Origin of the sequence: Pseudomonas donghuensis (assembly GCF_000696345.2) — a bacterium.
Classification (GTDB): domain Bacteria; phylum Pseudomonadota; class Gammaproteobacteria; order Pseudomonadales; family Pseudomonadaceae; genus Aquipseudomonas; species Aquipseudomonas donghuensis.
Genome location: NZ_CP071706.1, coordinates 218,914 through 237,147, shown reverse-complemented (window position 1 = coordinate 237,147; position 18,234 = coordinate 218,914). Strand labels below are relative to the sequence as shown.

At 62.6% G+C, this 18,234-nt stretch carries 17 protein-coding genes; 8 read left to right on the top strand and 9 right to left on the bottom strand.

The features are described 5' to 3' along the window. Positions 1–5 precede the first annotated feature (5 nt). The gene (locus tag BV82_RS01165; RefSeq protein WP_085989517.1) at positions 6–1,781 is read left to right on the top strand and encodes a KinB sensor domain-containing domain; all 1,776 of its coding nucleotides are present in this window, start codon (positions 6–8) and stop codon (positions 1,779–1,781) included. A 12-nt stretch (positions 1,782–1,793) separates the two neighbouring features. Here BV82_RS01165 and BV82_RS01160 read toward each other — a convergent pair whose 3' ends face one another. The 7 genes from BV82_RS01160 to BV82_RS01130 all read right to left on the bottom strand — a co-directional run bounded on the left by BV82_RS01160 (position 1,794) and on the right by BV82_RS01130 (position 9,024). Then, positions 1,794–3,413 (bottom strand): EAL domain-containing protein, encoded by a 1,620-nt coding sequence (locus BV82_RS01160; protein WP_010222613.1) that lies wholly within the window; start codon positions 3,411–3,413, stop codon positions 1,794–1,796. A 75-nt stretch (positions 3,414–3,488) separates the two neighbouring features. Further along, positions 3,489–4,265, bottom strand: a complete 777-nt coding sequence (locus BV82_RS01155; RefSeq protein WP_036995311.1) for an N-acetylmuramoyl-L-alanine amidase — start codon at positions 4,263–4,265, stop codon at positions 3,489–3,491. 62 nt (positions 4,266–4,327) lie between these two features. Then, on the bottom strand, positions 4,328–6,379 hold the full coding sequence (locus BV82_RS01150) for a GGDEF domain-containing protein (protein WP_036995310.1): 2,052 nt from the start codon (positions 6,377–6,379) through the stop codon (positions 4,328–4,330). A gap of 27 nt (positions 6,380–6,406) precedes the next feature. Continuing rightward, on the bottom strand, positions 6,407–7,261 hold the full coding sequence (locus tag BV82_RS01145; RefSeq protein WP_010222616.1) for an endonuclease/exonuclease/phosphatase family protein: 855 nt from the start codon (positions 7,259–7,261) through the stop codon (positions 6,407–6,409). A 12-nt stretch (positions 7,262–7,273) separates the two neighbouring features. Beyond that, positions 7,274–7,903 carry a thiol:disulfide interchange protein DsbA gene (gene dsbA / locus BV82_RS01140; RefSeq protein ID WP_010222617.1) on the bottom strand — a complete coding sequence of 210 codons (630 nt, stop codon included), beginning with the start codon at positions 7,901–7,903 and terminating at the stop codon, positions 7,274–7,276. A gap of 167 nt (positions 7,904–8,070) precedes the next feature. Then, entirely contained in the window at positions 8,071–8,688 is a 618-nt protein-coding gene (locus BV82_RS01135) for a c-type cytochrome (RefSeq protein WP_010222618.1), read from the bottom strand. A gap of 33 nt (positions 8,689–8,721) precedes the next feature. Then, positions 8,722–9,024: a c-type cytochrome gene (locus tag BV82_RS01130; protein WP_010222619.1), complete on the bottom strand. Its 303-nt coding sequence runs from the start codon at positions 9,022–9,024 to the stop codon at positions 8,722–8,724. Positions 9,025–9,217: 193 nt separating this feature from the next. Between BV82_RS01130 and yihA the strand changes: the two genes are divergently transcribed. After that, positions 9,218–9,850 carry a ribosome biogenesis GTP-binding protein YihA/YsxC gene (gene yihA, locus BV82_RS01125; protein WP_010222620.1) on the top strand — a complete coding sequence of 211 codons (633 nt, stop codon included), beginning with the start codon at positions 9,218–9,220 and terminating at the stop codon, positions 9,848–9,850. A 301-nt stretch (positions 9,851–10,151) separates the two neighbouring features. Here the strand turns inward: yihA and polA are convergent, their stop codons facing one another. Next, a complete protein-coding gene (gene polA / locus BV82_RS01120) occupies positions 10,152–12,914 on the bottom strand; it encodes a DNA polymerase I (protein ID WP_036995308.1) in 2,763 nt (920 codons plus the stop codon). A gap of 74 nt (positions 12,915–12,988) precedes the next feature. Between polA and BV82_RS01115 the strand changes: the two genes are divergently transcribed. Together BV82_RS01115 and BV82_RS01110 are read left to right on the top strand one after the other, a co-directional pair. Beyond that, the gene (locus BV82_RS01115; protein ID WP_010222622.1) at positions 12,989–13,276 is read left to right on the top strand and encodes a DUF2782 domain-containing protein; all 288 of its coding nucleotides are present in this window, start codon (positions 12,989–12,991) and stop codon (positions 13,274–13,276) included. A gap of 64 nt (positions 13,277–13,340) precedes the next feature. Further along, positions 13,341–14,291: a homoserine kinase gene (locus tag BV82_RS01110; RefSeq protein ID WP_010222623.1), complete on the top strand. Its 951-nt coding sequence runs from the start codon at positions 13,341–13,343 to the stop codon at positions 14,289–14,291. Positions 14,292–14,354: 63 nt separating this feature from the next. On the opposite strand, the gene BV82_RS01105 is transcribed toward BV82_RS01110, so the two are convergent. Beyond that, entirely contained in the window at positions 14,355–15,272 is a 918-nt protein-coding gene (locus tag BV82_RS01105; RefSeq protein WP_036995332.1) for a zinc ABC transporter substrate-binding protein, read from the bottom strand. A gap of 66 nt (positions 15,273–15,338) precedes the next feature. Here BV82_RS01105 and zur point away from each other — a divergent pair, with 66 nt between their 5' ends. The 4 genes from zur to BV82_RS01085 all read left to right on the top strand — a co-directional run bounded on the left by zur (position 15,339) and on the right by BV82_RS01085 (position 18,222). After that, on the top strand, positions 15,339–15,821 hold the full coding sequence (zur, locus tag BV82_RS01100; RefSeq protein WP_010222627.1) for a zinc uptake transcriptional repressor Zur: 483 nt from the start codon (positions 15,339–15,341) through the stop codon (positions 15,819–15,821). Next, complete coding sequence (znuC, locus tag BV82_RS01095; RefSeq protein ID WP_010222628.1) at positions 15,821–16,600, top strand: zinc ABC transporter ATP-binding protein ZnuC; 780 nt, start codon at positions 15,821–15,823, stop codon at positions 16,598–16,600. Before zur ends, znuC begins: the two co-directional genes overlap by 1 nt. Then, positions 16,593–17,375, top strand: a complete 783-nt coding sequence (gene znuB / locus BV82_RS01090) for a zinc ABC transporter permease subunit ZnuB (RefSeq protein ID WP_010222629.1) — start codon at positions 16,593–16,595, stop codon at positions 17,373–17,375. The genes znuC and znuB overlap by 8 nt, the downstream gene beginning before the upstream one ends. Before the next feature lie 133 nt (positions 17,376–17,508). Then, positions 17,509–18,222, top strand: coding sequence for a PA5502 family lipoprotein (locus BV82_RS01085; protein ID WP_036995307.1), 714 nt, complete (start codon positions 17,509–17,511; stop codon positions 18,220–18,222). The last annotated feature ends 12 nt before the right edge of the window (positions 18,223–18,234 follow it).

Below are 18,234 nucleotides of genomic sequence, written 5' to 3'. Positions count from 1 at the left end.
TGGCGATGAAACTGCGCACGCGGCTTTTCCTCAGCATTTCGGCGCTGATCACCGTTGCGCTGTTAGGCGTGCTGCTGGGCCTGGCCAGCGTGCTGCAGATGGCCAACGCGCAACAGGCGCTGGTGCGGGAGAACGCGCTGACCCTCGACCTGGGCCTGAAACTGCGGCAAAACCTGGGTGAACAACTGTCCCTGCTGCTTGACGATACCCTGGACAAACCGGCTCTCGAAGCGTTGCAACACCAGTTCCAGCAATTGCTGGAGGAGGGCGTCAACCATGACGATGACAGCCCTGGCGATCAGGGCTTTGCCAAGGCCAGCATCGATTATCAAGCGTTCCTGCAGGCCTATCGCAGTAGCAGTTCACCGTCGCAAAGCCTTGGCGCAGGCCAGCCGCTGGGGCAGGCCTTCAATCTGTTGCGGGCCGACCTGGTCGAATCGCACCGACGTGCGTTGCAGCACATTAGCGAAAGCGAACAGCAAGCCCATGACCGCGCCCTGTTGATTGGTGGCTTGTTGGGCCTGGTGGGCCTGGCAGTATTGATTCTCGGTTTTGTCACCGCGCATGGCATCGCCCGCCGGGTCGGCCAGCCGATCGAAGCGCTGGCCAAGGCTGCCGACCAGATTGGCCAGGGTAACTTCGACGTCACCTTGCCGGTGTCCCACGCCTTGGAATTGAACCAGCTGACCCGCCGCTTTGGCCTGATGGCCGAAGCCCTGCGCAAACATCAAGCGACCAACATCGACGAAGTGTTGGCCGGCCAACAGCGCCTGCAAGCGGTGCTCGACAGCATTGACGACGGCTTGCTGATCATCGATCGCCAAGGCCATCTGGAGCACCTTAACCCGGTCGCCCAGCGCCAGTTGGGCTGGGAAGACGCCCGTCTGGGCACCGGCCTTGGCGATGCCCTGCAACGCCCCGAGCTGGACGAGCAACTGCGTCTGGTACTGCGCGGCGGCACCCTGGACCGGGTGCCTGACGACCTCAGCCTGGAAATAGATGAAGAAGCCCGGCTGCTCTCCTACAGCCTGACACCGGTATACCACCCACAAGGGCAAATCCTCGGCGCGGTGATGGTGCTGCACGATGTCACCGAACAACGGGCGTTCGAACGGGTGCGCAGCGAGTTCGTGCTGCGCGCCTCCCATGAGCTGCGCACGCCCGTGACCGGCATGCATATGGCCTTCGGCCTGCTGCGTGAACGCCTGAGCGTTGCCCCCGGTTCGCGGGAAGCTGACCTGTGCGAAACCATCAGTGAAGAAATGCAGCGCCTGAACCAGCTGATCAATGACCTGCTGAACTTCTCCCGTTACCAGAGTGGCCTGCAAAAGCTTGAACTGGCCCCCTGTGCGATCGACGAGCTCCTCAATCGTGCGTGTCAGCGCTTCGCGGCCGTAGCAAATGACAAACAGATCGAGCTACAGGTCGAGCTCACCACCCCCTTGCCGCATATCCAGGTTGATCCCGCACAATTGGACCGGGTCCTGGACAACCTGCTCGACAATGCTGTGCGCCATACGTCGACTGGCGGCCGCATCCGCTTGCACGCACGTCGCCACGCCGAGCGGGTGATCATCAGCATCGAAGACAACGGTGAAGGCATTGCCTATGGCCAGCAGGGCAGGATCTTCGAACCTTTCGTCCAGGTCGGACGCAAAAAGGGCGGGGCCGGCCTTGGGCTGGCGCTGTGCAAGGAAATCATCCAGTTGCATGGCGGACGCATGGGCGTGTATTCACGGCCCGGTCAGGGCACGCAGTTCTATATGGCCTTGCCGGTCTGAAGCAACCGCGGCTCAAGCCTCATCGTCGATGCGACGTGGCCCGAGGCGGCGGCCACGGGTGATCAGCTCGATGAACTGCCGGGCATTGAGCGGATGGGCAAACAGCCACCCCTGGCCGTAATTGACCCCTTCACTGTTAAGCAACAGCGCCTGGTCTTCATACTCGATGCCCTCGGCAATGACCCGCAACTGCAGAGCGTGGGCCATGCGGATGATGTGCGGTGCCACCCCACTGCTGGCCGCGTCATGGCCCAGGGCGTCGATAAAGGCCTTGTCGATTTTCAGACAATCGACCGGCAGGGTTTGCAGGTAAGCCAGGCTGCAATAGCCGGTGCCGAAATCATCGATCAACACCTGATGGCCTACAGCGCGCAAAGCTTGCAGGTTATCGCGGGCCACCACCACATCGATCAGCCCGCGCTCGGTGACCTCAAAGGCTATCTGGCTGGCCGCCACATGATGCAGGGCCAGCAAGCGCGCCGCCACCCGGCCGATTCTCGGCACCATGACATCGCACGCGGCAAGGTTCACCGAGATGTACAGCTGGCGATTGGCGCGCAGCAGTTGGCCCAGTTGCTCCAGCACCCGCTGCAGGACGAAATCGGTGATCTGGCGGATCTGCCCGGTGTTCTCCGCCAGCGGGATGAACAGGTCCGGGCTGGTCAGCGTGCCATCCGAACGACGCCAGCGCACCAGGGCTTCGGCACCGACACAGCGGCGGCTGGTGAGCTCGAAAATTGGCTGGTAGAGCACCTGCAGCTCGCCACGACGCAGCGCCCCCTGAAGCTCCACACTCATCGAGCTACGCTGTCGAATCAGTTGTAACACCAACCAGCCAATGCACCAGGCCAATACCAGACTGCCCGGGAACAGCAGCCAGAGAATCCCGCTCATCTTGAGCGGCATGCTGGCCCGTGGCGCGATCAGCACCAGCTGATAGTCCGGTGACTTGGTCGGCATGCGGTAAATCAGCCGATCAGGCAGCTCCAGCAGCGAACCACTGGAGGTGGGCGGCCAATCGGCAGACGGCGGCCAGACCTGCGGCGGGCCAAGTACCGGTATCGCTCGCGTGCCGTTGTCGAGCACCACCAACAGGCTGCCTTCCGGCGGCAGGTCAACCACGTCGGTTATGTGCCCGCGGGAAGTGGCCACCAGGAACTTGCCACGGCCAAGCATCAGCGCCGCCAGGTTGTCATCGGGTTCGGTGGTTGTGTTGAGCCAGTAGCTGTAGGTCGGCCCCTGGATATCGGCAGGACGCAGTGGATTGATGGTGCGCTCGCCAACACGATTGGAGCAGGCGACATTGCCATCGACGTAAGCGGCCTCATAGACGAAACGATATCGGAAGGCGACCTGCTGCAAGGCCGCCAGCATGCGGGCATCGCAACCTCGCAACGGTTGCAACTGCAGCTGGTCGACGCCTTCGCGCAGCTGGCCGAAGATCTGCTCCAGGCGCGCGAGAAAGCGCTCGCCCTTGGCGTTCATCTGCTCGATTTCGCTTTGCTGCAGCTGATGCATGGTCACGCCCACACTGGCCATGAGCAGCAGGATCGCGCTGGCCGTAGCCGCGAGTGTGGCCAGTAACCAGGGACGATAGAGCAGGTGGCGCAACACGGAGAGGGCAGCAGACATCAAGAATTATCCAGTTGAATACCAAGAGGTATAGCAACTGCCAATCAAGTCAGCCTGCCCGTTGGGCAGTGGGTGTCAACGACGGCCGTTGAGCACCTGCAACATGGCGGCCGTCTGGGCATCCGGCACGCCATCGAATCGCTGCGGGCGAAAGCGCATCTGAAAGGCCGCCAGCACATGTTTGGTGCTGACATCGTACTCGCCAGTCTGCTCGATGGCATAGCCAAAGCGCTTCAACTGCTGCTGGTACCAGGTGATGCTCGGCGGGTTGATGCTGAAGTATGCCTGCTGCTGAGCCACAGCTTGTGCGTTCGGCCAGACCCCAAGACCTGCATCCGCCAGGCGCTTCCAGGGGAACATCGGGCCGGGGTCGAGTTTGCGCAGCGGCGCGATATCACTGTGGCCGATGATGTAGCGGGGCTTGATGTTGTTGCGCTTGACGATGTCCTTGAGCAGGACGATCAGCGCCTGCACCTGCGCCTCGGTATACGGGTGCCAGACCCGGCCGGTTGGCGTATCGGTAAAGCCCGGGTTGACGATCTCGATGCCGATGGAGGTGGAGTTGAGCCAGGTGCGGCCATCCCACTGACTGTCGCCGGCATGCCAGGCGCGGCGGCTCTCGTCGACCAGTTGATAGACGGTCGCCGGTGAGTCGCCGATCAGGTAATGGCTGCTGACCTCGCCATGGGTCAGCAAATTCAGCGAACGCTCGAGCGAAGCGTTGGTGTAGTGCAGGACGACGAACTGGATACGTTCATCCTGGTTGACCGAAGTATGGCTGCGATCGATTCGCAAGCCGGTGGCGCAACCTGCCAGCGTCAGCAGCAGGAGGGCAGTGAAAAACGCTTTCATGGAGAGGGCACTGTGGTGAGAAATTGCAAAGCGTAAGCTTAACGTATCCTCGCTATTGCCACTCAGCCCTGTTCAACACGATTTCGACCAAGATGTTTCGCCCGGTACAGCGCCTCGTCCGCGCGCTTGAGCACCACCTCGCTACGCTCACCGCTGCGAAATGCACTGATGCCAATGGACAGGGTAATGGTCACCCGCTCGCCCTTGAAGTGGAAAGGGCAGGCCTCGATGGCCGCGCGCAGGGTTTCCGCCAACTGGCAGCCAGCAGGCATGGCCGTCTGCGGGATCAGCAGAACAAACTCCTCACCACCGAAGCGGGCGATGAAATCACGACTGCGCAGGCGTTTGCGCAGTACGCTGGCGACTATCTTCAGCACTTTATCGCCTGCCAGGTGGCCGTAACTGTCATTGATACGCTTGAAGTGGTCAAGATCGAGAATCGCCATCAATAGATGGCCGCCGTTCTCCTGCCATTCCAGCACTTCCTGATCGACCCGCTCTGACCAGGCCGCACGGTTGGGCAAGCCGGTGAGGGGGTCGATGAGGGCTTTCTGGCGCTGCTCCTCAAGGTGCTCGCGGTAGCCCAGGGCTTCCTGCTCCATGCTTGCCACCCGCTCGGCCAAGCCTTGCAGGCGGTTGGCCATGTCCTGTTCGCGCTGGTCACGCTGCTGCTGGTGCTCGTCCATGGTGCCGAGCAAGCCTTCAAGGCGGTTTTCCAGAATGTGCTTGAGACTGCCCAGGTCGGCAGCGCCCTGCACACTGCTTTGCAAACCGTCGACCTGCTCACGCAACTGGCTGTCGAGGTCGCGCGCCGCCGAGGTGTTGTCGGCATGGCCTTCGCTGGCTTCGTGCAGGTGGCTCTGGAACGACTCCAGACGCTCATTGAGTTGCTGCAGGTAGACTTCGAACTCGTGCTGGCCGCTGTCGTTGATTGCCAGCATCAGCACGGCCAGGTCATCCAGCACCGGCAGCAGTTCATACCAGTTCAGGCCGTGCTCCAGGCGTTCGCGCATGGACTGCGCCTGGGCCTTGTGGCGTTCGGGCAGGGTCAGGTCGTCGAGCAAGCCGAGCAGGGTATCTTCAATATGGTCGGCGACTGAGCTGTAGGTGGGCTCGGTGCCATCGGGCAGGGCGTAGTGGGCGTGCTCATCGTCCAGAGGCCCGGCTTCAACAGGCTCGGCTTCTGGCCGGTCGGCCTGCGGCTCGTCGGGGCTGTGTTCGAGTAACGCCAGGACATCCTGCTCAGAGTCCAGAGCATCGGGCTCGACCGGCGCTGCTGGCTCGGCTGCAGTTGCAGGCGCTGTTGGCAGCTCTGCAACCGGCTCAGGCTCGGGTGCAGGTGCAGGTGCAGGTGCAGGTGCAGGTGCAAGCTGCGGTGCTTCGATAACGTCAGCCTCGACCCTTGCAGGCTCGATCGTCTCGGGCCCAATCGCTCGAGCCGTCGGCAAGGGCTGAAGCTCATCGACGTCGGCGAGTTCATGCGCGGCCGTCTCGACAACAGCGTGCAGCATGGGCGCAGGCTGCTCTCTGGCCTCAGCTACAACCGCTGCTGTCCCTGTGAGCGCCGGCTGCATGGCTTCTGCTTCTGCTTCCCGACCACCGAACAGACGCTGCAACAAACCAGGCCGCTGCGCCTCTTCAGGCCGCTCCATTGCCGACAGCGCCTGGCCCTGCAGTCCGCTCAACTCGCCCAGCAGCAGGGGCATTTCCCGGGAATGGCTGGCGCGGGCCTCGACCTGCTTGGCAAATTTTTTCAGCGGACGGCTGACTTCGCTGGGCAACGGCAGGGTCTGCAACTGGCTGACCAACGCGTTGAGGGCGGTGGTGACCTGGACGACACGGGTTGCCCGGCGCTGCTCGGAATCGAGCACGGCCTTTTCCAGGCGTGGAATCAGACCGGCAAGTGCGGCGTCCATGTTGTCGGTGCGGATCACCTCGCGCATTTCCTTCATGCACAAGTCCACCGCCCGGTCGCTGCCTTCAGCGGCCAGGGTGCTGCGCACAAGACCACGGCGCAACAGGTCGAGACGAGCCTCCCAACGGCGCTCCAGCTTCTCTTGCTGCTCGATACTCTTGAGGTATTTTTCTTTCCAGCGCTGGGCTTCGTCGGTCATGCCTGGGTCCGCAGAGGGTAATGGCAATTAGCTCAAAGCGGGCAGCGTATCCACAGCAAGGGCATCAGGCAAACGAATCTCAACTGCGACCGGAAGATGATCGGAAATAGGCTGGGCCAGAACCTCGACCCGCTCCAGGGTCAGGCTCGGGCTGAGCAGAATATGATCAAGGCAGCGCTGCGGTCGCCAACTGGGGAAGGTGGCTTGAACCTGGGGTGCAATCAGGCCCAGATCGCGTAGCGGCGAATGTTCGAGCAGGTCGCGGGCATGGGTGTTCATGTCCCCCATCAGCACCTGGTGGCGATAGCCGCCAATCAGTTCGCGAATGTAGGCAAGCTGCCGGGCGCGGGTCTTGGAACCCAATGCCAGGTGCATCATCACCACGACCAGTGCGTCTTCACCTTCGCCGAAGCGCACCAGGATCGCCCCGCGGCCAGCCGGGCCGGGCAACGGGTGATCTTCGAGCAGGTGCGGCTTCAGGCGGCTGAGCACGCCATTACTGTGCTGGGCCAGGCGCCCGAGGTTGCGGTTGAGCTGCTGATACCAGTAAGGGAAGGCGCCAAGCTGAGCCAGATGCTCGACCTGGTTGATGTAGCCCGAACGCAAGCTGCCGCCATCGGCCTCCTGCAGGGCGACCAGGTCGAAGTCGGCGAGCAGGTCGCCGATCCTCTGCAGGTTGCCGGCCCGTCCGGTGTGCGGCAGCAGGTGCTGCCAGCCACGGGTCAGGTAATGGCGGTAACGCTCGGTGCTGATGCCAACCTGGATATTGAAACTGAGCAGCCGCAGCCGGCCGTCATCTGGCAGGCTGTTGGCCTGCAGGTGATGTTCGTTGACCTGCGGATCATGCAGGCCAACGCCACGCTCGGTTCTCCAGCGGCGCATGGCTGGCGCCGCTTACTTAGCGGCGCGCTCCTTGGCGATCAGGTAGTCAGCAACGTTCAACACCCCTTGCGGCCCCTTGGCGGTGCCAAGGTCGAAGCGGTACTTGCCGTTGACGACCATGCTCGGTACGCCAGTGATCTCGTACTTCTTGGCCAGTTCGCGCGCCTGGTTGACCTGGCCCTTGATGGCGAAGGAGTTGAAGGTGGAGAGGAACTTGTCCTTGTCGACGCCTTGGGTCGCAAGGAAGTCGGCCATTTCTTCCGGCTTGGTCAGGCGCTTGCGCTGAACCTGAATGGCTTCGAACACTGCAGCATGAACCTTGTGCTCAACACCCATGGCCTCGAGCGTCAGGAACATCTGGCCGTGGGCATCCCAAGGGCCGCCGAACATGGCCGGTACCCGCTTGAAGTTGACGTCCTTCGGCAGTTTTTCGACCCATGGATTGACCACCGGCTCGAAGCTATAGCAGTGCGGGCAGCCGTACCAGAACAGCTCGACCACTTCGATCTTGCCCGGTACCGACACCGGAACCGGGTTGCTCAGCTCGGTATACTGGTCAGAGGCTACCGGTTCGGCGGCCTGGGCCGTCATGCCGAAGAGGCTGGCAGTGACCAGCGCGGCGCCGAGAATCAGATTACGCATGCTTTACTCCTGAGCAGTCTATTGAATCGCCTTGACGCGACCGGTCATAGGACAGGTCGAGGCAGGCCCGAGTTCGTTAGTGTAACGGCAGCGGGCACAAAAAAGGGCAGCCGAAGCCACCCTTTTCATCTTTGCGCCGCAGTATTAACCCAGCGTTAAAGCGCGGATCAATGCAGACCCTGGATGTAGCTGGACAGCGCTTCGATGTCCTTGTTGCTCAACTTGGCAGCGATGGTGCGCATGGTGGTGGCGTCGCCATCGTTGGTACGGTTGCCTTCGCGGAAGTCGGTCAGCTGTTTGGCCACGTAGGTGGAGTGCTGGCCACCCAGGTGCGGGAAGCCGGCCAGGGCAATGCCAGCGCCATTAGGCGAGTGGCAACCGGTGCAGGCCGGCAGGCCTTTTTCGACGTCACCGCCGTTGAACAGCGCGCGGCCACGTTCGACCAGCTTCGGATCAGCGGCGCCGACGCTGCCTTTCTGACTGGAGAAGTAGGTGGCGATATCCGCCAGGTCCTGGTCGCTGAAAGCGGCCAGCATGCCGGTCATCTCCAGCACGGTGCGCTTGCCCGACTTGATGTCGTGCAATTGTTTTTCCAGGTACTTCTCACCCTGGCCTGCAAGTTTCGGGAAGTTCGGCGCCAGGCTATTGCCGTCCGGATTGTGACAAGCGCCACATACAGCAGTTTTGGCCTGACCAGCAGCGGCATCCCCTTTGATAGGCTCTGCGGCATTGGCTGCACCGGTGATGCCCAAGGTCAACAGCAGACTCACGAGTAGTTTGTTCATCAGCTAATCCAACTACGGCTAAGGGTGAAAGAGTTATGTATCGGGACTCCGGCTCATCCACTGGATGACTGCCTGGTAGTCCTCGGCACTGCAGTCCATGCACAATCCACGCATTGGCATAGCCTTGAAACCCTGGGTGACATGCACCACCAGCATCTCCATACCCTTCGCCAGTCTTGGCTCCCAAGCCGCACGATCACCCGCTTTCGGTGCCTGTGGCAGCTGCCCGGCATGACAAGCCGCACACGTGCGGTTGTACAACGCCTCGGGATCCTGTGTAGCCTGAGCGCTGAATAACGGTATCAAGACACCGACAACAAGCAGCCATTTCGTCATGCGAACGACCTTTCAGGGTTGGGGGCTGCACTGCGTTCTAATGCGCAAGCTTGAATCCGATGCCCCCGTGCACATCCTCCTACGCTGGGATAATGCGCACACAAAATCTGGGGCATTATATACTCCCGTTACTGAAACGGAAACGACACCGCTTGCCGAGCCCGTCTCTGGCAACGCCCATACCGGATATCCCATGCAAGTCAAAAACCCCATCCTCGGCCTCTGCCAACAGGCCAAATTCGCCATCAGTGCTGCCAAGGTCGACCAGTGTCCGCCCGATCAGGGCTATGAAGTAGCCTTTGCCGGCCGCTCCAACGCTGGCAAGTCCAGCGCCCTGAACACCCTGACCCACGCCAGCCTGGCGCGGACCTCGAAAACCCCGGGGCGCACCCAGCTGTTGAACTTCTTCAGTCTGGACGATGAACGGCGTTTGGTCGACTTGCCAGGCTACGGTTATGCCAAGGTACCCATCCCGCTCAAGCAGCACTGGCAGCGCCACCTGGAGGCCTACCTGGGCAGCCGCGAGGCCTTGAAGGGCTTGATCCTGATGATGGACGTGCGCCATCCGATGACCGACTTCGACATGATGATGCTCGACTGGTCGCGCGCCTCGGGCATGCCGATGCACATCCTGCTGACCAAGGCCGACAAGCTGACCTTCGGCGCAGCCAAGAACACCTTGCTCAAAGTGCAGGCGGAAATTCGCAAAGGGTGGGGCGACAGCGTCTCGATCCAACTGTTCTCGGCACCCAAGCGCCAGGGCCTGGAAGAGGCCTACGGGGTGCTGGCACGCTGGATGGAACTGCCGGACAAGCCCGCGGAATAAGGGCCGCCCGGTAAACGCCGGGCAAAAAAAACCCCGGACTTCGTATGGGGAGGGGGAAGTTCGGGGTTCAAGTTCCGGACCGCTAGGGCGGGGTCCAGAGATCTGCCAACACTTAACACAACATAGGAGCATCGAAGGGCTTCACCAGCCATTCAGATACTCTGAGTCGCCGTTCACCGGTTTAGTTCCGGGCGTTTAAAAACTATTTGCGATAGATGGGAAATTTCCGGCAATAGCAGCATCAGGCCGCCAAAAAGCCGCGACGATATGCCGCAGCTTTTCCCCGAATTTCAGCGCATTTTTAGTGCGCTTCGTCCCAATTTGCCCCCACTCCGACCTCAACCAGCAGCGGAACATCCAACTGGGCAGCGCCGCTCATGTGTGGACGAATTTGCTCACGCACCTGCTCGACCAGGTCTTCGCGCACCTCCAGCACCAGTTCGTCGTGTACCTGGAGGATCACCCGGGCATCCAGGCCCGAAGCAGTCAGCCAGTTGTCCACAGCGACCATGGCGCGCTTGATGATATCGGCGGCAGTGCCCTGCATCGGCGCGTTGATTGCAGTGCGCTCGGCGCCTTTGCGCAGGGCCGGGTTCTTGGCGTTGATCTCCGGCAGGTACAAGCGCCGGCCAAACAGGGTCTCGACATAGCCTTGCTCGGCAGCCTGGGCGCGGGTGCGTTCCATGTAGGCCAGTACGCCTGGGTAGCGGGCGAAGTAACGATCGATGTAGGCCTGGGACTGTTTGCGGTCGACGCCGATCTGCTTGGCCAGGCCAAAGGCGCTCATGCCGTAGATCAGGCCGAAGTTGATGGCCTTGGCGCTACGCCGCTGGTCGGTAGTGACCTGTTCCAGCTCAACGCCGAACACTTCGGCAGCGGTGGCGCGGTGCACGTCCAGGTCGTTGCGAAAGGCGTGCAGCAGGCCTTCGTCCTGGGCCAGGTGGGCCATGATCCGCAGCTCGATCTGCGAATAGTCCGCCGCCAGCAGTTGGTAGCCCGGTGCGGCGACAAAGGCCTGACGGATGCGCCGGCCTTCGGCGGTGCGGATCGGAATGTTCTGCAGGTTCGGGTCGCTGGACGACAGGCGTCCGGTCGCCGCCACCGCCTGATGGTAGGAGGTGTGGATCCGCCCGGTGCGCGGGTTGATCTGTTCCGGCAGGCGATCGGTGTAGGTGCTCTTGAGCTTGCTCAGGGAGCGGTACTGCATCAGCACCTTGGGCAGCGGGAAGTCCATGTCGGCCAGTTCCGCCAGCACCGCTTCGGCGGTGGAAGCCTGGCCCTTGGCGGTCTTGTTGAGCACTGGCATGCCCAGCTTGTCGTAGAGGATCACGCCCAACTGCTTGGGCGAACCGAGGTTGAACTCCTCACCGGCGATCTCGAACGCCTGGCGCTCCAGCTCGAGCATCTTCTCGCCCAGCTCCACGCTCTGCACGCCCAGCAGTTTGGCATCGACCAGCGCGCCCTGGCGCTCGATCTTGGCCAGCACCGGCACCAGCGGCATTTCGATGTCGCTGAGCACCGCTTGCAGGCTCGGAATCAGCGCAAGCTTCTGCTGCAGGGTCTGGTGCAGGCGCAGGGTGACGTCGGCGTCTTCGGCGGCATAAGGGCCGGCCTGCTCCAGGGTGATCTGGTCGAAGGTCAGCTGCTTGGCACCTTTGCCGGCGATGTCGGTAAAGCCGATGGTGGTGTGGTTCAGGTACTTGAGCGCCAGGCTGTCCATGTCATGACGGGTGGCAGTGGAGTCGAGCACGTAGGACTCGAGCATGGTGTCGTAGGCCACGCCCTGCATCTGGATGCCGTTGGCAAAGTCCCCACCGATGGCGCAGTTGGCCAGGATGTTCATGTCGTACTTGGCGTTCTGCGCCACCTTGACCTTGGCCGGGTCTTCCAGCAACGGCTTGAGCGCCAGCAACACGCTGTCGCGATCGAGCTGCTCGGGCACCCCCATGTAGGAATGGGTCAGCGGCACGTAAGCGCCTTCATGGGCCTGAACGGCGAACGACACACCCACCAGTTGCGCCTGCTGGGCATCGAGGCCAGTGGTTTCGGTGTCGAACGCGAACAGCCGTGCCTGGCGCAGCTTCTCCAGCCAGGCATCGAATCGGGCCTGGTCGAGGATGGTTTCGTACTGGGCCTCGACCACTTCCTGCGGCGCTTGGACCGCGACGTCCTGGCCAGCGCGCTTGGCATCGCGCTGAACTTCGTCGATCCAGCTCTTGAATTCCATTTCGGTGTACAGCGCCAGCAGCGCGTCACGGTCCGGCTCGCCGCAGACCAGCGCTTCGACTTCAACGTCCAGCGGCACGTCGATCTTGATGGTGGCCAGCTCATAGGACAGAAACGCCGCGTCACGGTGCTCTTCAAGCTTCGCCGGCAGGGTCTTGGCGCCGCGAATGGCCAGCGCCGGAACCTTGTCGAGATTCTGGTACAGGTCGCTCAGGCCCCCGCCGATTCCGGTCAGCAGGCCCACCGCAGTCTTTTCGCCCACCCCCGGCACGCCCGGGATGTTGTCGACCTTGTCGCCCATCAGGGCAAGGAAATCGATGATGTGTTCAGGACCGACGCCGAATTTCTCGTGTACGCCAGCCACGTCGAGCACGCTACCGGTCATGGTGTTGACCAGCGTAATGTGGCCGTCGACCAACTGCGCCATGTCCTTGTCGCCCGTGGAGATGATCACCGGACGCCCGGCGGCGGCGCTGCTGCGGGCCAGAGTGCCGATAACGTCGTCGGCTTCCACGCCTTCGACACACAGCAGCGGGTAGCCCAGGGCACGCACGCTGGCGTGCAGCGGCTCGATCTGCACCCGCAGGTCGTCGGGCATGCTCGGCCGGTTGGCCTTGTACTCGGCGAACATTTCGTCGCGAAAGGTGCCGCCCTTGGCGTCGAAGACCACCGCGAACAGGCTGTCCGGATACTGCTTGCGCAGGCTCTTGAGCATGTTCAGCACGCCCTTGACCGCGCCGGTCGGCAGGCCCTTGGAGGTAGTCAGTGGTGGCAGCGCGTGAAAGGCGCGGTACAGGTACGAGGAACCGTCCACCAGGACGAGGGGAGCTTGGCTCATGAGCAGAATCAACCTTTTCGACGGGCCCGGCGCTAGAATGTCCGGAACATTGACGACAAAGGGACAAGGTTATCATGCGTACACTAAATCGCCTGTTGCTGCTCAGCCTGTTGGCAGTCACTCCGGTCGTCACAATGGCAGCGGATGACGCGCCGTCGGCTGATCCGGATGTAACCATTCGCACGGAAGGCGACAAAACCATCCAGGAATACCGGCAAAATGGCTTCCTGTATGCAATCAAGGTGACCCCGAAAAACGGCAAACCTTACTTCCTGGTACGCGCTGATGGCTCGGAGGGCAATTTCATCCGCTCCGACCAACCGGACATGCTGATCCCGTCGTGGAAAATCTTCGAGTGGTAGGCCGTACCCTTTACATCAACCTGGCACTTCCCTGCTGAAGTGCCCGTATGGGCAATTTTTGATCATGTCAGTCTTCACCCCCCTGACCCGGCCTGAGCTGGAAACCTTTCTGGCACCGTACGGCCTGGGCCGCCTGCGGGACTTCCAGGGCATTGCCGCCGGTACCGAGAACAGCAACTTCTTTGTCAGCCTGGAACAGGGGGAGTACGTGCTGACGCTGGTCGAACGCGGGCCGATCCAGGACCTGCCGTTCTTCATCGAACTGCTCGATGTGCTGCATGAGGCCGACCTGCCGGTACCGTACGCCTTGCGTGGCAACGACGGCGTGGCCCTGCGCGAGCTGGCCGGCAAGCCTGCGCTGCTGCAGCCACGGCTGCCGGGCAAGCACATCAAGACCGCCAACAACCAGCACTGCGTGCAAGTGGGTGAGCTGCTCGGGCACCTGCACCTGGCCACCCGCGACAGAGTGCTGGAGCGCAAGACCGACCGCGGCCTGGACTGGATGCTGGAAACCGGTGCCGAGCTGATGCCGCGCCTGAATGCCGAACAACGCCAGTTGCTGCAGGCGTGCCTGGACGAAATCGTCGAGCACAAGGCGCAGATCATGGCCCTGCCACGGGCCAACCTGCACGCGGACCTGTTCCGCGACAATGTGCTGTTCGAAGGCACCCACCTGACCGGCCTGATCGACTTCTACAACGCCTGCTCGGGGCCGATGCTCTACGACCTGGCGATCACCCTGAACGACTGGTGCTGCGATGACGCCGGGATCATCGACGGCCCGCGGGCACGGGCGCTGCTGGGGGCTTATGCGGCGCTGCGGCCGTTCACCGCGGCGGAGGCACACCTGTGGCCGGTGATGCTGCGCATTGCTTGCGTGCGCTTCTGGTTGTCGCGCTTGATTGCCGCTGAATCATTTGCCGGGATGGACGTACTGATTCACGACCCGGCTGACTTCGAAGTGCGCCTGGCGGCACGCCAGCAGGTGGAGATTGCATTGCCGTTTGCGATTTGAAGCATCGCGGGGCAAGCCCGCTCCTACAATAGGTTGGAGCGGGTTTACCCCGCGATCAGGGCGTCACAACTTCTCCAGACACCCCGCCAGATCATTGCCCAGCGTCTCCAGCAACTGCTCATACCCCCGGGCACTGGCCGGCGCCGTCCCGCCCAATGCATCCAGCTCCGCCAGCGTCACCGGCAGCCCCGCCGTCAGCGTCTCGGCCAAGCGCGGGCGCAATGGCGGCTCGCTGAACACACAGGTCTTGCCCACCTCCTGCAGACGCTTGCGCATCGCCGCCACGTGCTGGGCACCCGGCTGTACTTCCGCTGCCACGCTGAACACGCCGGTGTGCTTCAGGCCATAGGCCGACTCGAAGTAGTCAAACGCTTCATGGAAGACGAAGAACGGCTTGCCGCTGATGCCTGCCATACGCTTTTTCAGACGCGCATCCAACGCATCCATACGCTCGCCAAAGGTCTTGAGGTTGCTCTGGTAACGTGCGGCATTGGCCGGGTCGGCAGCGCTCAGGTCAGCCGCCATCTTCGCCGCAATCACCCGGGCGTTGACCGACGACAGCCACAGATGGGCATCGAGGCTGCCCGGGCGGTGATCGTGGTCATGATCGTCGCCATCTTCGTCGTGGGAGTGGCTATCTTCGCCAAAGTGGCGCAGATGCAGACCCGCCAGGCCCTGCACGGCGACGCTTGGCTTGCTGCGGGTCTTGAGCACCCGCGGCAGGAAGCCTTCCATGTCCGGGCCGATCCAGTACAACAGCTCGACGTCGCCCACGCGCCGTACGTCGGAAGGGCGCAGGGCGTAATGGTGCGGCGAAGCGCCTGGCGGCAGCAGCACTTCAGGCGTGCCGACACCGTCCTGGACCGCCGCAGCAATCTGCTGCAGGGGCTTGATACTGGTCAGCACACGCACTTCGGCCTGTGCCTGAGCCATCACCAGGGTGGCGGTAAAAGCGACAAAAAGGGCAAAAATTCGGGACACGATGACCACTCACAGGGGCTGAAACAGGTAACATAATAACGTCTCCAACCAGAACCGTCGCCGCTCATGCCTAAAACCCCGTTGGCCAACCGCCCCCACGACCACTCCCATTGCGTGCACAGCGCCCTGGCCGAGGCCGATGCGCTGTGCGCACGCCAGGGTGTGCGCCTGACCGCCTTGCGCCGGCGTGTGCTGGAACTGGTATGGCAGAGCCACAAGCCACTGGGTGCCTACGACATCCTCGCCGTGCTGAGCGAGCAGGATGGCCGCCGGGCGGCGCCGCCCACCGTCTACCGGGCGCTGGACTTCCTTCTGGAAAACAGCCTGGTGCACCGCATTGCCTCACTCAACGCCTTTATCGGCTGCAGCCACCCCGAGCACGCGCATCAGGGCCAGTTTCTGATCTGCCGCGAATGCCACGTGGCCATCGAGCTTGAGCAGAGCAGCATCAGCGACGCCATTGTCGCCAGCGCCAAAGACGTCGGTTTCAGCGTCGAAGCACAGACGGTCGAAGTGGTCGGCCTGTGCAGTAACTGCCGGAGCGCCTGATGAGCAATGCGCTGATTCGCCTCGAACAGGTGGGCGTGAGCTTCGCCGGGCAAGCGGTGCTCGACAGCATCGACCTGGCCGTGGAGCCCGGGCAGATCGTCACCCTGATCGGCCCCAATGGGGCTGGCAAAACCACCCTGGTGCGCGCCGTCCTGGGCCTGCTCAAGCCGCATACCGGCACGGTCTGGCGCAAACCGCGGTTGCGCGTCGGCTACATGCCGCAAAAGCTCCAGGTCGATGCCACCTTGCCGCTCTCGGTGCTGCGCTTTTTGCGCCTGGTGCCCGGTGTTGATCGCGCGGCGGCCTTGTCGGCGCTCAAGGAAGTCGGCGCCGAACACGTCATCGACAGCCCTATCCAGGGTATTTCCGGTGGCGAAATGCAGCGCGTACTGCTGGCCCGTGCCTTGTTGCGCGAGCCCGAGCTGCTGGTGCTCGATGAGCCGGTGCAGGGCGTCGACGTTGCGGGCCAGTCCGAGCTGTACAGCCTGATCACCCGCCTGCGCGACCGCCACGGCTGCGGCGTGCTGATGGTTTCCCACGACCTGCACCTGGTCATGAGCACCACCGATCAGGTGGTTTGCCTCAACCGCCACGTCTGCTGTTCCGGCCACCCGGAGCAGGTCAGCGGTGATCCGGCCTTTGTCGAACTGTTCGGCAGCAACGCGCCGAGCCTGGCGATCTATCACCACCATCACGACCACGCCCACGACCTGCACGGTTCGGTGGTCGCCCCGGCCAAAGGCGGCCACGTTCATGGAGATCACTGCAAGCATGGCTGATTTTCTGCTTTACGCCCTGCTCGCAGGTCTGGCGCTGGCATTGGTTGCAGGCCCTCTGGGGTCCTTTGTGGTCTGGCGGCGCATGGCCTATTTCGGCGATACCCTGTCCCATGCCGCGCTGCTCGGTGTTGCTCTGGGTTTCGTGCTGGATGTCAGCCCGGCCTTGGCGGTCACCGTCGGCTGCCTATTGCTGGCGATCCTGCTGGTGACCCTCCAGCAGCGTCAGCCACTGGCCTCCGACACCCTGCTGGGCATTCTTGCGCCCAGCACGCTTTCACTCGGTCTGGTTGTACTGAGCTTCATGCACGATGTGCGCATCGACCTGATGGCGTATCTGTTCGGCGACCTGCTGGCGATCAGCCCGGGGGATCTGGCCTGGATTCTCGGCGGCAGCACTGCGGTGCTGCTGTTGCTGGTGGTGCTGTGGCGCCCGCTGCTGGCGGTCACCGTGCATGAAGAGCTGGCCATGGTCGAGGGCCTGCCTGTCGTTGCGCTGCGCCTGGCGCTGATGCTGCTGATTGCCGTGGTGATTGCCGTGGCGATGAAAATCGTCGGCGTGCTGCTGATCACTTCGCTGCTGATCATTCCCGCCGCTGCGGCGCAACGTCACGCCCGCTCGCCGGAACAGATGGCCCTGGGCGCCAGCCTGCTGGGGGTTACCGCAGTATGCGGCGGCCTGGCGCTGTCGTGGTTCAAGGACACCCCGGCCGGGCCGTCCATCGTGGTCTGCGCCGCAGTGCTATTCTTGCTGAGCTTGGCACTGCCCCGGCGCTGAAGGCGTGGGGTGCAGCCTCGGCGGTTGCACCCTGCGACATTTAAAAAGCGCGCAGGGTCCTGAAGAGTTATTTTCGAGTCTGCGGACTGGGTGTAGACTTGCTCGCTTTTTGCGCAAATAGAGAGTCGCAGGAATGAAGCCGTTCGCCTCCCGTTATCTGCTCCTTGCCGCGTTTTCGCTGATCCTCGCCGCGTGCTCCAGCACCCCGGCCGACAACGCCGCCGTGCCTGCCCAGCCTGATGCCTGGCAGCAGCTGGAGCACAGCATCGCCAGCAGCGAGCTGGCCACTGCCGAAGATCAGCTCGCCACCCTGCAGAGCCAGGCGCCGAATGACAGCCGGATCGAGCAGTACCAGCGTCAGCTGGCCGAAGCCTACCTGCAACGCAGCCAGATCGTCCTGCAAAAGGGCGATGTGAATGCGGCAGCCACCGCATTGGCCCGCGCCCGTGCGCTGATGCCCAAGGCACCGGCGCTGACCGGTGGCGTCAACGGCGCAATTGCCCAGGCTCGCAAGGCCGAGCTCGATAAAGCCGAGGCTGCCCTGAAAGCCGCCGAAGCGCGCCCGGCCGCCAAGCTTATCGACCCGACGGCGCCCAACACCGTGGTTGCATTGAAAACCACCAATATTCGCGAAATGCGCAAGCAACTGGATGACATCGCCAGCGATGTGGTCAATTACCAGTGCGATGTGGTGTTCCAGGTGCCACGCAAGCAGGATGCACCCTGGCTGCAAACCTTGCTGGGCAAACGGGTGAAAAAACTCGACGGTGAATTTGCCCTGCAGCAAAGCCACGAGATTCACCGCAACCAGCCTGCCCAGGCGGTGCTGATCCCACGCCGCCCATGACAAACAGGGTGC

Excerpts from the sequence above, each read along its gene's own strand:
- BV82_RS01165 (WP_085989517.1), top strand. The coding sequence starts at position 6 with ATGAAACTGCGCACGCGGCTTTTCCTCAGCATTTCGGCGCTGATCACC.
- BV82_RS01160 (WP_010222613.1), bottom strand. The coding sequence starts at position 3,413 with ATGTCTGCTGCCCTCTCCGTGTTGCGCCACCTGCTCTATCGTCCCTGG.
- BV82_RS01155 (WP_036995311.1), bottom strand. The coding sequence starts at position 4,265 with ATGAAAGCGTTTTTCACTGCCCTCCTGCTGCTGACGCTGGCAGGTTGC.
- BV82_RS01150 (WP_036995310.1), bottom strand. The coding sequence starts at position 6,379 with ATGACCGACGAAGCCCAGCGCTGGAAAGAAAAATACCTCAAGAGTATC.
- BV82_RS01145 (WP_010222616.1), bottom strand. The coding sequence starts at position 7,261 with ATGCGCCGCTGGAGAACCGAGCGTGGCGTTGGCCTGCATGATCCGCAG.
- dsbA (WP_010222617.1), bottom strand. The coding sequence starts at position 7,903 with ATGCGTAATCTGATTCTCGGCGCCGCGCTGGTCACTGCCAGCCTCTTC.
- BV82_RS01135 (WP_010222618.1), bottom strand. The coding sequence starts at position 8,688 with ATGAACAAACTACTCGTGAGTCTGCTGTTGACCTTGGGCATCACCGGT.
- BV82_RS01130 (WP_010222619.1), bottom strand. The coding sequence starts at position 9,024 with ATGACGAAATGGCTGCTTGTTGTCGGTGTCTTGATACCGTTATTCAGC.
- yihA (WP_010222620.1), top strand. The coding sequence starts at position 9,218 with ATGCAAGTCAAAAACCCCATCCTCGGCCTCTGCCAACAGGCCAAATTC.
- polA (WP_036995308.1), bottom strand. The coding sequence starts at position 12,914 with ATGAGCCAAGCTCCCCTCGTCCTGGTGGACGGTTCCTCGTACCTGTAC.
- BV82_RS01115 (WP_010222622.1), top strand. The coding sequence starts at position 12,989 with ATGCGTACACTAAATCGCCTGTTGCTGCTCAGCCTGTTGGCAGTCACT.
- BV82_RS01110 (WP_010222623.1), top strand. The coding sequence starts at position 13,341 with ATGTCAGTCTTCACCCCCCTGACCCGGCCTGAGCTGGAAACCTTTCTG.
- zur (WP_010222627.1), top strand. The coding sequence starts at position 15,339 with ATGCCTAAAACCCCGTTGGCCAACCGCCCCCACGACCACTCCCATTGC.
- znuC (WP_010222628.1), top strand. The coding sequence starts at position 15,821 with ATGAGCAATGCGCTGATTCGCCTCGAACAGGTGGGCGTGAGCTTCGCC.
- znuB (WP_010222629.1), top strand. The coding sequence starts at position 16,593 with ATGGCTGATTTTCTGCTTTACGCCCTGCTCGCAGGTCTGGCGCTGGCA.
- BV82_RS01085 (WP_036995307.1), top strand. The coding sequence starts at position 17,509 with ATGAAGCCGTTCGCCTCCCGTTATCTGCTCCTTGCCGCGTTTTCGCTG.